Origin of the sequence: Lysobacter sp. S4-A87, assembly GCF_022637455.1 — a bacterium.
Lineage (GTDB): Bacteria > Pseudomonadota > Gammaproteobacteria > Xanthomonadales > Xanthomonadaceae > Lysobacter_J.
Genome location: NZ_CP093341.1, coordinates 1,706,496 through 1,719,643 on the forward strand (window position 1 = coordinate 1,706,496; position 13,148 = coordinate 1,719,643).

The window sequence follows — 13,148 nt, forward strand, 5'->3', positions numbered from 1 at the left end:
CAAGCCGGCGGTGGCCCTGGCGTCACCGCCCCACAAGAACCGTCCCTTCAGCCGGCGTGCGACGCGCGAACTGCTTCCCTCCCCCCGCGCAACGCAGCGTCGCCCGCCCCTGAAGGGCAAGGTCCACCGAGGCAACACCATGTCCGACACCCGCCTGCTCGACCCCGGCTTCGATCTCACCCTGCGGCCGATGCGTTACCCGCAGTTCTACGAGATGTACCGCGACGCGATCCGCAACACCTGGACCGTCGAAGAGGTCGATTTCTCGCTCGACGTCAACGACCTCAAGCACAAGCTCGGTCCGGCCGAGCGCCACCTGATCGAGCGGCTGGTGGCGTTCTTCGCCACCGGCGACAGCATCGTCGCCAACAACCTGGTGCTGAACCTCTACCAGCACATCAACGCGCCCGAGGCGCGCATGTACCTGTCGCGGCAGCTGTACGAGGAAGCGCTGCACGTGCAGTTCTACCTGACTCTGCTCGATACTTACCTGCCCGACCCGGTCGCCCGCGCCAAGGCTTTCGACGCAGTGCAGAACATTCCGTCGATCCGCGCCAAGGCCGAGTTCTGCTTCAAGTGGATCGACTCGATCCAGGGCATCCGGCGCATCGAGACCACGGACCAGCGTCGCCAGTTCCTGCTCAACCTGATCTGCTTCGCCTGCTGCATCGAGGGCCTGTTCTTCTTCGCCGCATTCGCCTACGTCTACTACCTGCGCTCGCGCGGCCTGCTGCACGGGCTGGCGTCGGGCACCAACTGGGTGTTCCGTGACGAAAGCTGCCACATGGCCTTCGCCTTCGAGGTGATCCGCACCGCGCGCAGCGAGCAGCCGGAACTGTTCGACGACGAGCTGCAGCGCCAGGTCGTGCAGATGCTGGAGGAAGCGGTGGAGTGCGAGATGCAGTTCGCCCAGGACGTGCTGTCGGGCGGCGTCGCCGGCCTGTCGCCCAAGGACATGCGCCAGTACCTGCAGTACTGCGCCGACCAGCGCCTGGCGCAACTGGGCATGCCGCGCCATTTCGGCGCGACCAACCCGTTCGCCTTCATGGATCTGCAGGACGTGCAGGAAGTGACCAACTTCTTCGAGCGCCGCGTCTCGGCCTACCAGGTGGGCGTGCAGGGCGAGGTCGCCTTCGATGCCGCGTTCTGAGACGCCAACGCCCCCGACCGAAGCCCGCATGACCGAAATAGTCTTCCCCGACCACACCAACCACCTCGGCACCCTGTTCGGTGGCCAGGCGCTGGCATGGATGGACAAGGCCGCCTTCGTCGCCGCCTCGCGCTATGCGCGCAGCACCGTGGTCACCGCGCGCTCGGAACAGATCGACTTCCACGTCGCCGTGCCCAAGGGCGCCCTGGTAGAACTGGTCGCACGCGTGGTCGCCACCGGCCGCAGCTCGCTGCAGGTGGAAGTCGACATGTACCGCGAGGACCTGATGACAGGCGACACGCAACTGGCCACGCGCGGCCGCTTCACGATGGTCGCGCTGGACGTGCACGGCCAGCCGACGCCGGTCCCCGCACTGCAGCCATCCGGCGATTGACGCCCCCTGCCCGCGGCGCTAATTTAGCGGCGTCGTGGTGACCATCGCTTCATAAAGATAAAGCGATGTGACAAGCACCGCCGGGCGACCGGCGGTGCCAGAGGGAATCCGGTACGGACAACCGTCCAATTCCGGAGCTGCCCCGCAGCGGTATATGGGAACGACCGCCATCCATGCACTGGGCTCTGCCCGGGAAGCGATGGCCAGTAGGTGAGGAGCTTGCGCCCCTCGCGCCCACGAGCCCGAAGACCTGCCATGACCGGAGGGTTCGCCCTCCGTCCGACCCCCGACCGCACGGCTCGCGCCGCGTGGCCGGTTCGCCCGCGGGGGCGAAGGTCGAAGGCAGGTCCCGGTCCCGAAGCCGCTTGCGGCGGCGGGGGCGTGCCCATGCCCTCCTTCGTTGCCCTGCGTCATGCATACGCATCGCAGGTACATAACCATGATCCAGGTAACCCATCTCGGCTTCCCGCGCATTGGCGCGCGGCGCGAGCTCAAGCAGACCCTCGAATCGTTCTGGAAAGGCCAGGCGCCAGCCCAGGACCTGCACGACACGGCACGCGAGTTGCGCGCACGGCACTGGCAACTGGCACGCGATGCCGGTGTCGATGTCGTCGCCTGCAACGACTTCTCGCTGTACGACCACGTGCTGGACACGGCGGTGCTGTTCGATGCCATCCCGCCCTCGCACCGCGACGTGTTCGAAGCAGATCCGCTGGCCGGCTATTTCGCTCTCGCCCGCGGCCTGCAGGACGGCCAGCACGACCTCCATGCGCTGGAGATGACCAAGTGGTTCGACAGCAACTACCACTACCTCGTGCCGCAGTTCCAGCTCGACCAGACCTTCCGCCTGCGCGGCGACAAGCCGCTGGCCGAGCTGGGTGAAGCCCGTGCGCTCGGACTGGAGGCGCGCCCCGTGCTGCTCGGCCCGGTCTCGTTCCTCAAGCTGGGCAAGCGTGAGGACGGCGGCTGCCCGCTCGAACTGCTCGATGCGCTGCTGCCGGCCTACGTGCAACTGCTGCAGCAGCTGAAGGCGGCCGGTGCCTCGTGGGTGCAGATCGACGAACCCTGTCTGGTGCTCGACCTCGGCGACGCCGACCGCGAGGCCTATCGCCGTGCCTTCGCCGCGCTGGCCGCGGCTGACGTTCCGCAGATCCTGCTGGCGACTTACTTTGGCGACCTGGGCGACAACCTGGAGCTGGTCGCGGGGCTGCCGGTGGACGCGCTCCACGTCGACCTCGTACGCGCACCGCAGCAGCTCGTGCGCGTGCTCGCCAGGTGGCCGGCCGAGCGCCCATTGAGCCTGGGCGTCGTCGACGGACGCAACGTGTGGCGCACCGACCTCGACGCAGCATTGGCGCTTGTGCGCACGGCCGGTTCGCGCGTGCGATGGCTGGCGCCGTCATGCTCGCTGCTGCACGTGCCGATCGACCTGGAGCTCGAGCGCAAATTGCCGCAGCCGCTGCGCGGCGGCATGGCCTTCGCACGGCAGAAGCTCGAAGAGCTGCGGTTGCTCGCCGATGCCCATGCCGGCAATGCAGGCGCAAAAGCAGCGATCGCCACTGCGCAGGCAGCACGCGCCGCCCATCGCAATGCGCCGGAACTGAGCAACGCCACGGTCCGCGCGCGCTTGGCCGCACTGGTTCCGGCGATGAGCCGGCGCGTCACGCCCTACCCGCAGCGCGCGCCACTGCAGCACGAGCGGTTGCCGCTGCCGCCACTGCCGACCACCACGATCGGTTCCTTCCCGCAGCTGTCGCTGGTGCGCAAGGCCCGCGCCGACCACAAGGCCGGCAAGCTCGATGACGCCGGCTACCGCCAGTTCCTCGAGCGCGAGATCGACAACTGCCTGCGCGAACAGGAAGCCATCGGCCTGGACGTGCTGGTGCATGGCGAGTTCGAGCGCAACGACATGGTCGAGTACTTCGGCGAGCAGCTCGACGGCTTCGCCTTCACCTCCCACGGCTGGGTGCAGAGCTACGGCTCGCGCTGCGTGAAGCCGCCGGTGCTGTACGGCGACGTCAGCCGGCCGCGGGCGATGACCGTGGAATGGACCCGCTACGCGCAGTCACGCACGCAGTATCCGGTGAAGGGCATGCTGACCGGGCCGGTCACCATCCTGCAGTGGTCGTTCGTGCGCGACGACCAGCCACGCGCCGACACCTGCCGGCAGATCGCGCTGGCCCTGCGCGATGAAGTGCTGGAGCTGGAAGCGGCCGGCATCGCCATCATCCAGATCGACGAGCCGGCATTGCGCGAAGGCCTGCCGTTGCGGCGCGACGATTGGCCGCACTACCTGGCCTGGGCGGTGGAGGCGTTCGGCCTCGCCGCCGGTGCAGTGGCCGATACCACCCAGATCCATACCCACATGTGCTACGCCGAGTTCAATGACATCATCGATGCGGTCGCCGCGCTCGATGCCGACGTGATCTCGATCGAGACTTCGCGCTCACGGATGGAGCTGCTCGATGCCTTTGCCAGATTCCGCTACCCCAACGGCATCGGCCCGGGCGTGTATGACATCCACGCCCCGCGCGTGCCGTCGCCGGGCGAGATCGGCGAGCTGCTGGACAAGGCGTTGCAGGTGATTCCGGCGGCGCAGCTGTGGGTCAACCCGGACTGCGGCCTCAAGACGCGCGGCTGGCCGGAGGTGCGCAAGGCGCTGAGCGCGATGGTCCAGGCCACCCGTGAACTGCGCCTGGGACTGACCGCGGCCTGACGGCGATGGAGCCGCCCACCCGCCAACGCGGGCGGGCGGCCTCCATTGCATCCTGGCCGGCCGCAGGACTAAATAGCCGACATCCTGAACGGGAATCGCCGCTGCCATGTCGCCAATGCGCCTGCCCCGCAGCCATGTTCTCTGGCTCGCCCTGATCGCGATCGCGCTGTTCGTGCTGCGGCTCTTCAGCAACCAGCACTACGGCTTCCACCGCGACGAACTGGCACTGCTCGACGATGCACGAACGCTGGCCTGGGGCTACGTCGCCTACCCGCCGCTGACGCCGGCGCTCGGGCGCATCTCGCTGGAATTGTTCGGCGATTCGCTCAGCGGCTTCCGTGTGTTTGCGGCCCTGGCGCAAAGCATCGCCGCCGTGCTTGCCGGCCTGATCGCGCGCGAAATGGGCGGCACCCGCGCCACGCAGATAGTGACAGCGCTGTTCGCTGCGCTGGCGCCGTTCTCGATGGTGGCAGGCGGCCTGATGCAATACGTCAGCATCGACTACCTCTGGTGGGTGCTGCTGGCCTGGTTGATGCTGCGACTGGTCAACAGCGCCGACCCGCGCTGGTGGCTGGCGATCGGCGCGGTGATCGGCCTGGGCATGCTGACCAAGTACACGATGGTGTTCTTCGTCGCCGGCATAGTGGTGGCCACGCTGGCGACACCGCTGCGCTCGCACCTGCGCGGCCGCTGGCTGTGGCTCGGAGCGGCACTGTCAGTGCTGCTGTTCCTGCCCAATGCGCTGTGGCAATGGCGGCACGACTTCATCTCGCTGGACTTCCTGCAGACCATCCACGCCCGCGATGTGCGCATCGGCCGCACCCGGGATTTCCTGATCGAGCAGCTCTACGGCAATGCCGGCCTGATGGCCCTGCCGGTCTGGCTGGCCGGTCTGGCCTGGCTGATCCTGTCCAAGGCCGGCCGACGCTATGCCGTGGTTGCATGGATGTACGCGGTGCCATTGTTCCTGTTCGCGATGGCCCAGGGCCGCGCGTATTACCTGGCGCCGGCCTATCCGATGCTGCTTGCGGCCGGCTGTGTCGCGATCGAACAGTTCCTGCACCGGCAGGGGCCACTGCGCGCCGGCTACGCGTTCACCGGCACGGCGCTGATGACGGTTTGGATCGTGGCCATGGCCGCGGCGAGCGGTCTGATCGGCCTGCAGTTTTCCGCGGTCAACTCGATGGGCTGGCGCATCAGCCGTGCCGCGCACGACAACTTCGCCGAGCAGATCGGCTGGCCGGAACTGGTGGCGGAAGTGGCGCGCATCTACCACGCGTTGCCGGAAGGCGAGCGCGAGCACACGGCCGTGTTCACCAACAACTACGGCGAGGCCGGTGCGATCAATCTCTACGGGCCGAAGCTTGGCCTGCCGACAGCGATCAGCCCGGTCAATTCGTACTGGTACAAGGGCTATGGTTCGACGCCACCGAACACGGTGATCGTATTGGGCGACACGCGCGAGGACATAGCCGACGCGCCGGGCGACTGCGTGCCCGCAGGCCGCATACGCAATCGATACAACGTGCCCAACGAAGAGACGCGCGACCACCCGGACATCTTCATCTGCCGCAACCTGCGCATTCCGTGGTCGCAGGCGTGGCCGAAGATGCAGAAGTTCGGTTAACCGGTCTCGGCGATGGCGATGCCGAGCGGGAGCGCGCCCTTGCGTTCCTGCAGGCCCAGGCCGTAACGCAGGCTGTAGCCGATCTTGTTGGCGTGTTCGCAGGCCAGCGCGGCATGCTCCGGCGCCAGCAGCGACTCCGCGGTCTGCTGCCACAGCGACAACCACTGGTCGAAATGCTCGGGGCGGATCGGGTGCGGCCGGTGCGCGGCCATGGGCTGTCCGCGATAACTGCGCGTGCCCAGCAGTACCGACGACCAGAACGACGTCAGCAGCCGCTTGTGCCCGGGCCAGTCGTCGATGGCGGCGTTGAAGACGGGACCGAGTTCCGGGTGGGCGCGGACCTGCTCGTAGAAGCGGTCCACGAGGGTCGCCAACTGCTGCTCATCAAGCTGTGGGGTTTGGCTCATGGCTCTTCTACTGGGGTTTTTAGGCCCGGAAATCAAGGTGTGCCTGCTGTTCTGGCGAGCAACATCCATGGGTTCCCGCCTTCGCGGGAATGACGGGCAAGGGACCGAAGACCATGCAACGAAGAGCCGAAGCGTCGTCCGCCGGGCCGGGGATTGCGTAGCAGCGGGACATGGATGTCCCGCGCCCCGCGTTCGGACAGGATGTCCGACCAAGGGGCGGAGCAATCCCCGGCCCGGTGGACGACGCAGCTCCGCAGACGGAAGCGTGCGACCAATGGGAGAAGAGCCAAAGAAAAGGCCGGCAAGATGCCGGCCTTGTCTGTGATGCTACAGCCGCGCGACTTACTTGCTCGCGACGACCTTGACCATCTCGAGGCACTTGTTGGAGTAGCCCCACTCGTTGTCGTACCAGCTGACCAGCTTGACGAAGGTGCCGTCGAGCGCGATGCCGGCCTCGGCATCGAAGATCGACGTGCGCACGTCGCCGCGGAAATCGGTCGCCACGACCTTGTCCTCGGTGTAGCCCAGGATGCCCTTGAGCGCGCCTTCCGACTGCGCCTTCATTTCCGCGCAGATCTCGGCGTAGGTCGCCGGCTTTTCCAGCTCGACCGTCAGGTCGACCACCGACACGTCCGAGGTCGGCACGCGGAAGGCCATGCCGGTGAGCTTCTTGTTGAGCTCCGGGATCACCACGCCGACGGCCTTGGCCGCACCGGTGCTGGACGGAATGATGTTTTCCAGGATGCCGCGGCCGCCGCGCCAATCCTTGTTGGACGGACCATCGACGGTCTTCTGCGTCGCAGTGGCAGCGTGCACCGTGGTCATCAGGCCACGCTTGATGCCCCACTTGTCGTTGACGACCTTGGCGATCGGCGCCAGGCAGTTGGTGGTGCACGAAGCGTTGGAAACGATCGCCTCGCCGTTGTACTTGGTGTGGTTCACGCCGTAGACGAACATCGGCGTGTCGTCCTTCGACGGCGCCGACAGCACGACCTTCTTCGCGCCGGCATCGAGGTGCTTCTGCGCGGTGGCCTTGTCGAGGAACAGGCCGGTGGACTCGATGACGACGTCGGCGCCGACTTCGTCCCACTTCAGGTTGGCCGGATCGCGTTCCTGGGTCAGGCGGATCTTCTTGCCGTTGACCAGCAGCGTGTTGCCCTCGACCTTCACGTCGCCCTTGAAGCGGCCGTGGACGGAGTCGTAGCTGAGCATGTAGGCCAGGTAGTCCGGCTCCAGCAGGTCGTTGATGGCGACGATCTCGATCTCGCCATTGAAGTTCTGCACGGCCGAGCGCAACACATTGCGCCCGATGCGGCCGAAGCCGTTGATACCAACCTTGATGGTCATAGCTGGAAAACTCCTGCAGCCGCGCCCGGCGCGGCGGATGGACGGGGAACCCCCATTCTAACAGGCCCGCCCTCGGGCCCGGGACGGAAGGGCCACGCCGGGCCCCGGGCGACTTGATCCGGATCAAGCGCGTCCAATGCCCCCTGCAGACACTGGAGGCCTCCCCACAACAAGGCTCCCCAACATGCACAAGCCGCTTCTTTCCGGCGCCATCGCGCTCGCCCTGGGCAGCGCCGCCCTCCCCGCCCTGGCCCAGTCCGCCGGTGACTGGACCGTCGGCGTCGGCGTCCATGCCGTCGACCCCAAGTCCGACAACGGCCGCCTGGCCAACGGGACACTCAAGGTGGACATCGACCGCGACATCAAGCCGAGCGTGACGTTCGAGTACTTCGTGCGCGACAACCTCGGCGTAGAAGTCCTCGCCGCCTGGCCGTTCGAGCACGACATCAACATCGCCGGCCTGGGCCGGGTCGGCAGCACCAGGCAGCTGCCGCCGACGGTTTCGCTGCAGTACCACTTCAATGGCCAGGGCCGGATCTCGCCGTTCGTTGGCGCGGGCATCAACTACACCGCGTTCTTCAGCGAGGACACCACCGGCGCGCTGGCCGGCAGCAAGCTCAAGCTCGACGACTCCTGGGGTCTGGCGGCGCATGCCGGCATCGACTTCGCGGTCGGCCAGCGCGGTGCGATCCGCGTCGACGCGCGCTGGATCGACATCGACAGCGACGTCGCCCTCGACGGCGCGAAGCTGGGCACGGTGGCGATCGACCCGATCGTCTACGGCGCTGCGTACGTCATGAAGTTCTGAGGGAGCGGTTTGTGTGGGGAAGGCCCCGAAACGCAAAGGCGTGTCGTCGCTGGTCGGCTAAAGTGCGCGCCATGATCAGAGCCCTCACCGCCCTCCTGCTTGTCCTCAGCCTCCTGCCCGCCCCCGCTGCCGCGTGGGGCCGGCTCGGCCATCGCCTGGTCGCGTCCCTGGCCTGGGACGGGATGACCCCGGCGGCCCGCGCAGCCGCCCTGCAACTGCTCGAAGGCGAACCGGAGCCGACCCTGGCCGGCATCGCCAGCTGGGCCGACGACCTGCGCGAGAGCGACCCCGACCTGGGCAAGCGCACCAGCAAGTGGCACTACGTGAACATCGCCGAGGACGGATGCGTCTACGAACAGCAGCGCCATTGCCGCAATGGCGACTGCGTGGTCGAGGCGATCCGCGCGCAGACCGCGATCCTCGCCGACACGAAGCGGCCGAAGGCGGAACGGCTGCAGGCGCTGAAGTTCGTCGTCCACTTCGTCGGCGATGTCCACCAGCCGCTGCATGCCGGCTACGGCCACGACAAGGGCGGCAACGACTTCCAGGTCAACCTCAACGGCCGTGGCAGCAACCTGCATTCGCTGTGGGACAGCGGCATGCTCAAGGACAGCGGACTCGACGAGCCGGCCTGGCTGGCGCGCCTGCGCGCGATGCCGGCGGCGACGCAGATGCCCGGCAAGCCCCTGCCGCCGCAGTCCGCGGCCTGGGCCGAAACCTCCTGCGCGATCGTCAGGCGCCCGGGTTTCTATCCGGCCCGCGCCACGATCGGCCCGGACTACCTGCAGACATGGCGCCCCGTGGCCGAGGCCCAGCTGCGCCTGGGCGGCGCGCAGCTGGCCGCGACCCTCAACGCGGCGCTAAGCCGACACTAGGACCGGCACCAGGGCCGACACCAGGCTCGATGGGGGCCTACACTCCGGGCACGGTTCACCCGGCGAGAAAAGCCATGTTCCCGCACGTCCAGCCGTTCTTCCATGCCGACAGCAACACCTGGAGCTACGTCGTGCACGAGCCCGCCGGGCAGGGCGCGGCGGCGGCAGTGATCGATGCGGTCCTGGATTTCGATGCCAAGGCCGGGCGAACGTCGACGGCGTCGGCGCAGCAACTGCTCGACTACGCGCGCGATCACGACCTGCAGGTGCAGTGGATCCTGGAAACGCACGCGCACGCCGACCACCTCAGCGGCGGCCACTGGCTCAAGTCGCAGTGGCCGCAGGCCAGGCTGGCGATCGGCGAAGGCATCCGCACGGTGCAGAAGACATTTCGTCCGATCTTCAACCTGGGCGATCACTTCCCGGTCGATGGTTCGCAGTTCGACCATCTGTTCGAAGACGGCGAACTGTTCCGCATCGGCGCGCTCCAAGCGCGCGTGACCGCCGTGCCCGGGCATACCTGCGACAGCAGCGCCTACCTGATCGGCGATGCGCTGTTCACCGGCGACTCGCTGTTCATGCCCGATGCGGGCACGGCGCGCTGCGATTTCCCCGGCGGTGACGCGCGCACACTGTTCCGCTCGATACGGCATCTGTTCCACACCCTGCCCGACGACACCCGCGTGTTCGTCTGCCACGACTACGGCCCGGGCGGTCGCGAAGTGGCATGCGAGACCACGATCGGCGCGCAGAAGCGCGACAACATCCATGTCCGCGAAGGCACCGGGGAGGACGCGTTCGTCGCCCTGCGCGAGGCCCGCGATGCGACGCTGGCGATGCCGGCGCTGATCCTGCCCGCGGTGCAGGCCAACATCCGCGCCGGCGCGTTGCCGCCGCCGGAGGACAACGGCGTGCGTTACCTCAAGATTCCACTCGACCGGCTTTGATCAACCTGCCCTGACACGTTCTGATGCCAACCCAGTTCACTCCCGTTTCTGCGCTGATCGGCGGCGCGCTCATCGGCCTTGCCGCCACCTGGCTGCTGCTCGCGCTGGGCCGCATCGCCGGCATCAGCGGCATCCTCAACAGCACCGTTGATGGCGAGGCCGGTCGCGGTTGGCGAATCGCGTTCCTGCTCGGGCTTGTCGTCGCCGCAGGTGCCTGGTTTGCCTGGTCCGGCTCGCCCGGTCGCAACGGCTTCCCGCTGCCCTGGCTGGTCGCCGGCGGACTGCTGGTCGGCTTCGGCACGCGCCTGGGCAACGGCTGCACCAGCGGGCACGGCATCTGCGGCCTGGCGCGGCTGTCGAAGCGCTCGCTGCTCGCCGTGCTGGTGTTCATGGGCGCGGGTTTCCTCACCGTCTACGTGCTGCGCCACGTGATCGGAGGCGTGGCATGAAGCTGATCGTCCACGCTGCGATTGCCGGCGCACTGTTCGGCCTGGGCCTGGCGGTGTCGGGCATGACCGATCCGGACAAGGTCCTGAACTTCCTCGACCTGGCGGGGCATTGGGATCCTTCGCTGGCGCTGGTGATGGGCGGAGCGCTGGCGGTCGCATTGCCGAGTTTCGCCCTGGTGCGCCGTCGCGGCCGCACATTGTCGGGTGACCCGTTGCCAGCACCACCGGCGCCGACGATCGACCGCCGCCTGCTGATCGGCAGCGCGCTGTTCGGCATCGGCTGGGGCATCGCCGGCTATTGCCCCGGACCGGCCCTCGCCAACCTCGCGCACGGTACGCTGGAGTCGGTTGTGTTCGTCATGGCGATGCTGGCCGGCTCGCAACTGGCCCGCCTTGCTCTGCGAACCTCGCAATGACCTGTATGCAATGTGCCCCTTGGCAACGCCTACACATGCAGCGCATAGGCTGTCGCCATGAATGAACGCCCCGCCCCCACCCTGCTCGACTCGCTCGACGACGCCGTCGAGTTCCTGCTCACCGTCCGCCACGGCGCGCTGCACGTAGGCGCGCCGCTGGGACTGGGCAAGCCGCATCGGCTGCTCAACGCACTGTATGCGCGGATCGAGAAGGATCCGTCTCGCCCCCTGCACCTGTATACCGCGCTGTCACTCGACCCGCCCGGCGGCGGCAAAGGCCTGGAAGCCCGCTTCATCAAGCCTTTCAGCCAACGCCATTTCGGCGATGACTTTCCACGCCTGGCCTACGTGCAGGCGCTCAAGCGCGATGCATTGCCGGCGCACATCGAGGTGGAGGAGTTCTATCTCCAGTCCGGTGCGATGCTCGGCTCGACGCAGGTGCAGCGCCGCTACGCCAGCCTCAACTACACCCACGTCGCGCGCGCCCTCGCCGACCGCGGCCTCAACGCCATCGTGCAGAAGGTGGCGCGCTCGGCTGACGGCAGCCGGTTGTCGCTGTCGTGCAACACCGACCTTACCTTCGACGCACTCGACGCGATCGCAGCGCGCGGCCTGCCACGGCCACTGCTGATCGCCGAAGTCGACCCGGAACTGCCCTGGCTCGCCGGCAGCGCGGAAGTGGATGCCGCCTTCTTCGACGCCATCGTGCGACCGCCCGGCCCGTATCCGAAACTGTTCGGATTGCCGCGCCAACCGGTGAGCGACGTCGACTACGCGATCGGCTTCCACGCCAGCACCCTGGTGCGCGACGGCGGCACGCTGCAGATAGGCATCGGCGCACTGGCCGACGCGCTGTGCCATGCCCTGGTGCTGCGCCACACCGACAACGCCGCCTATCGCGACGTACTGCGCGCGCTTGGCTCGGCACAGGCCGAAGACCCGGCGCTGGCCCCGTTCGCGCAGGGCCTTTACGGCTGCAGCGAGATGATCAACGAAGGCTTCCGCCGCCTGGTGGAAGTCGGCGTGCTGTCGCGCAAGGTCGTCGACGATCACGGGCTGATGCAGCGCATCGCCGACGGCCAGGCCAGTGCGGACGACCTGGCGCGACTGCAGCGCGAAGGCGAATTCCTGCACGGCGCCTTCTACCTGGGCTCACCGGACTTCTACCAATGGCTGCGCGACCTGAGCGACGAGGAGCGTCGGGGCATCGGCATGAAGCGCGTCGGCGAGGTCAACGAACTCTATGGCGGCAACGAAGCCCTGGAGCGCCTGCAACGTCGCGACGCCCGCTTCTTCAACACCTGCATGATGGCGACTGCGCTGGGCGCGGCGGTGTCGGATGCACTGGAAGACGGCCGCGTCGTCTCCGGCGTCGGCGGCCAGTACAACTTCGTGGCAATGGCGCATGCATTGCCCGACGCACGATCGGTGTTGCTGCTGCGCGCCAGCCGCGAGGCCGCCGGCGAGACCACGTCCAACATCGTCTGGAACTACGGCCACACGACGATCCCGCGTCACCTGCGCGACATCTACATCAGCGAGTACGGCATCGCCGACGTGCGCGGGCGCAGCGACGAAGACTGCATCATGGCGATGGCAGCGATCTGCGACGCCCGCTTCCAGCAGCCGCTGCTCGACACCGCGCGTGGCGCAGGCAAACTGCGCCGGGATTTCGTACTTCCCGCGCGGGCTGCCGGCAATACCGCGCAGTCGCTGCAGTCGGCGCTACAACCCTATCGCCGCAACGGCACATTGCCCGACTATCCGCTGGGCAGCGACTTCACCTCGGTCGAGCAGCGGCTGGTGAAGGCGCTGGGATGGCTGAAGGCGAATACGGCGACGCGCACGGGCAAGCTGCGCACGCTCTGGCGCGCCTTGTCGGCAAGGGAAACGGACCGCGAGGCGCTGCAACGGATGGGCCTGGAAGCACCTTCCAGCCTCGGCGAGCGGATCGAAGCGCGCCTGTTGAATCTGGCGCTGGTGCAGGCTGCGAGTGAGTGTTGAGGCTCGCG

The 13,148-nt window shown here is 67.6% G+C and carries 12 protein-coding genes and 1 riboswitch; of the genes, 10 read left to right on the forward strand and 2 right to left on the reverse strand.

The genetic code is table 11. The annotated features are described in order from the left end of the window. The first annotated feature begins 139 nt into the window (after positions 1-139). The 4 genes from MNR01_RS07775 (at position 140) to MNR01_RS07790 (ending at position 5,887) form a co-directional block, all read left to right on the forward strand. Positions 140-1,150, forward strand: a complete 1,011-nt coding sequence (locus MNR01_RS07775) for a ribonucleotide-diphosphate reductase subunit beta (RefSeq protein WP_241920341.1) — start codon at positions 140-142, stop codon at positions 1,148-1,150. After that, the gene (locus tag MNR01_RS07780; protein WP_241920342.1) at positions 1,137-1,544 is read left to right on the forward strand and encodes an acyl-CoA thioesterase; all 408 of its coding nucleotides are present in this window, start codon (positions 1,137-1,139) and stop codon (positions 1,542-1,544) included. The genes MNR01_RS07775 and MNR01_RS07780 overlap by 14 nt, the downstream gene beginning before the upstream one ends. 65 nt (positions 1,545-1,609) lie before the next feature. Beyond that, positions 1,610-1,817, forward strand: a riboswitch (cobalamin riboswitch). A gap of 166 nt (positions 1,818-1,983) precedes the next feature. After that, the gene (gene metE, locus MNR01_RS07785) at positions 1,984-4,260 is read left to right on the forward strand and encodes a 5-methyltetrahydropteroyltriglutamate--homocysteine S-methyltransferase (RefSeq protein ID WP_241920343.1); all 2,277 of its coding nucleotides are present in this window, start codon (positions 1,984-1,986) and stop codon (positions 4,258-4,260) included. 106 nt (positions 4,261-4,366) lie between these two features. Then, positions 4,367-5,887 carry a glycosyltransferase family 39 protein gene (locus MNR01_RS07790; protein ID WP_241920344.1) on the forward strand — a complete coding sequence of 507 codons (1,521 nt, stop codon included), beginning with the start codon at positions 4,367-4,369 and terminating at the stop codon, positions 5,885-5,887. On the opposite strand, the gene MNR01_RS07795 is transcribed toward MNR01_RS07790, so the two are convergent. Continuing rightward, the gene (locus MNR01_RS07795) at positions 5,884-6,294 is read right to left on the reverse strand and encodes a group III truncated hemoglobin (protein WP_241920345.1); all 411 of its coding nucleotides are present in this window, start codon (positions 6,292-6,294) and stop codon (positions 5,884-5,886) included. The genes MNR01_RS07790 and MNR01_RS07795 overlap by 4 nt on opposite strands. Before the next feature lie 342 nt (positions 6,295-6,636). Further along, positions 6,637-7,641, reverse strand: a complete 1,005-nt coding sequence (gene gap / locus MNR01_RS07800) for a type I glyceraldehyde-3-phosphate dehydrogenase (protein WP_241920346.1) — start codon at positions 7,639-7,641, stop codon at positions 6,637-6,639. 184 nt (positions 7,642-7,825) lie between these two features. Between gap and MNR01_RS07805 the strand changes: the two genes are divergently transcribed. From MNR01_RS07805 to MNR01_RS07830, 6 genes are all read left to right on the forward strand, one after another. Beyond that, the gene (locus MNR01_RS07805) at positions 7,826-8,449 is read left to right on the forward strand and encodes an OmpW family outer membrane protein (RefSeq protein ID WP_241920347.1); all 624 of its coding nucleotides are present in this window, start codon (positions 7,826-7,828) and stop codon (positions 8,447-8,449) included. 71 nt (positions 8,450-8,520) lie between these two features. Beyond that, positions 8,521-9,324, forward strand: a complete 804-nt coding sequence (locus MNR01_RS07810; RefSeq protein WP_241920348.1) for a S1/P1 nuclease — start codon at positions 8,521-8,523, stop codon at positions 9,322-9,324. Between the two features lie 74 nt (positions 9,325-9,398). Next, positions 9,399-10,271, forward strand: coding sequence for an MBL fold metallo-hydrolase (locus MNR01_RS07815; RefSeq protein ID WP_241920349.1), 873 nt, complete (start codon positions 9,399-9,401; stop codon positions 10,269-10,271). A gap of 23 nt (positions 10,272-10,294) precedes the next feature. Further along, on the forward strand, positions 10,295-10,720 hold the full coding sequence (locus MNR01_RS07820; RefSeq protein ID WP_241920350.1) for a YeeE/YedE thiosulfate transporter family protein: 426 nt from the start codon (positions 10,295-10,297) through the stop codon (positions 10,718-10,720). Further along, complete coding sequence (locus MNR01_RS07825; RefSeq protein WP_241920351.1) at positions 10,717-11,136, forward strand: YeeE/YedE family protein; 420 nt, start codon at positions 10,717-10,719, stop codon at positions 11,134-11,136. Before MNR01_RS07820 ends, MNR01_RS07825 begins: the two co-directional genes overlap by 4 nt. Positions 11,137-11,193: 57 nt before the next feature. Beyond that, positions 11,194-13,140 (forward strand): acetyl-CoA hydrolase/transferase C-terminal domain-containing protein, encoded by a 1,947-nt coding sequence (locus MNR01_RS07830; protein ID WP_241920352.1) that lies wholly within the window; start codon positions 11,194-11,196, stop codon positions 13,138-13,140. Positions 13,141-13,148 lie beyond the last annotated feature (8 nt).

Bases quoted from the DNA above. Each gene is read 5' to 3' on its own strand.
- MNR01_RS07775 (WP_241920341.1), top strand. From the start codon at position 140: ATGTCCGACACCCGCCTGCTCGACCCCGGCTTCGATCTCACCCTGCGG.
- MNR01_RS07780 (WP_241920342.1), top strand. From the start codon at position 1,137: ATGCCGCGTTCTGAGACGCCAACGCCCCCGACCGAAGCCCGCATGACC.
- metE (WP_241920343.1), top strand. From the start codon at position 1,984: ATGATCCAGGTAACCCATCTCGGCTTCCCGCGCATTGGCGCGCGGCGC.
- MNR01_RS07790 (WP_241920344.1), top strand. From the start codon at position 4,367: ATGTCGCCAATGCGCCTGCCCCGCAGCCATGTTCTCTGGCTCGCCCTG.
- MNR01_RS07795 (WP_241920345.1), bottom strand. From the start codon at position 6,294: ATGAGCCAAACCCCACAGCTTGATGAGCAGCAGTTGGCGACCCTCGTG.
- gap (WP_241920346.1), bottom strand. From the start codon at position 7,641: ATGACCATCAAGGTTGGTATCAACGGCTTCGGCCGCATCGGGCGCAAT.
- MNR01_RS07805 (WP_241920347.1), top strand. From the start codon at position 7,826: ATGCACAAGCCGCTTCTTTCCGGCGCCATCGCGCTCGCCCTGGGCAGC.
- MNR01_RS07810 (WP_241920348.1), top strand. From the start codon at position 8,521: ATGATCAGAGCCCTCACCGCCCTCCTGCTTGTCCTCAGCCTCCTGCCC.
- MNR01_RS07815 (WP_241920349.1), top strand. From the start codon at position 9,399: ATGTTCCCGCACGTCCAGCCGTTCTTCCATGCCGACAGCAACACCTGG.
- MNR01_RS07820 (WP_241920350.1), top strand. From the start codon at position 10,295: ATGCCAACCCAGTTCACTCCCGTTTCTGCGCTGATCGGCGGCGCGCTC.
- MNR01_RS07825 (WP_241920351.1), top strand. From the start codon at position 10,717: ATGAAGCTGATCGTCCACGCTGCGATTGCCGGCGCACTGTTCGGCCTG.
- MNR01_RS07830 (WP_241920352.1), top strand. From the start codon at position 11,194: ATGAATGAACGCCCCGCCCCCACCCTGCTCGACTCGCTCGACGACGCC.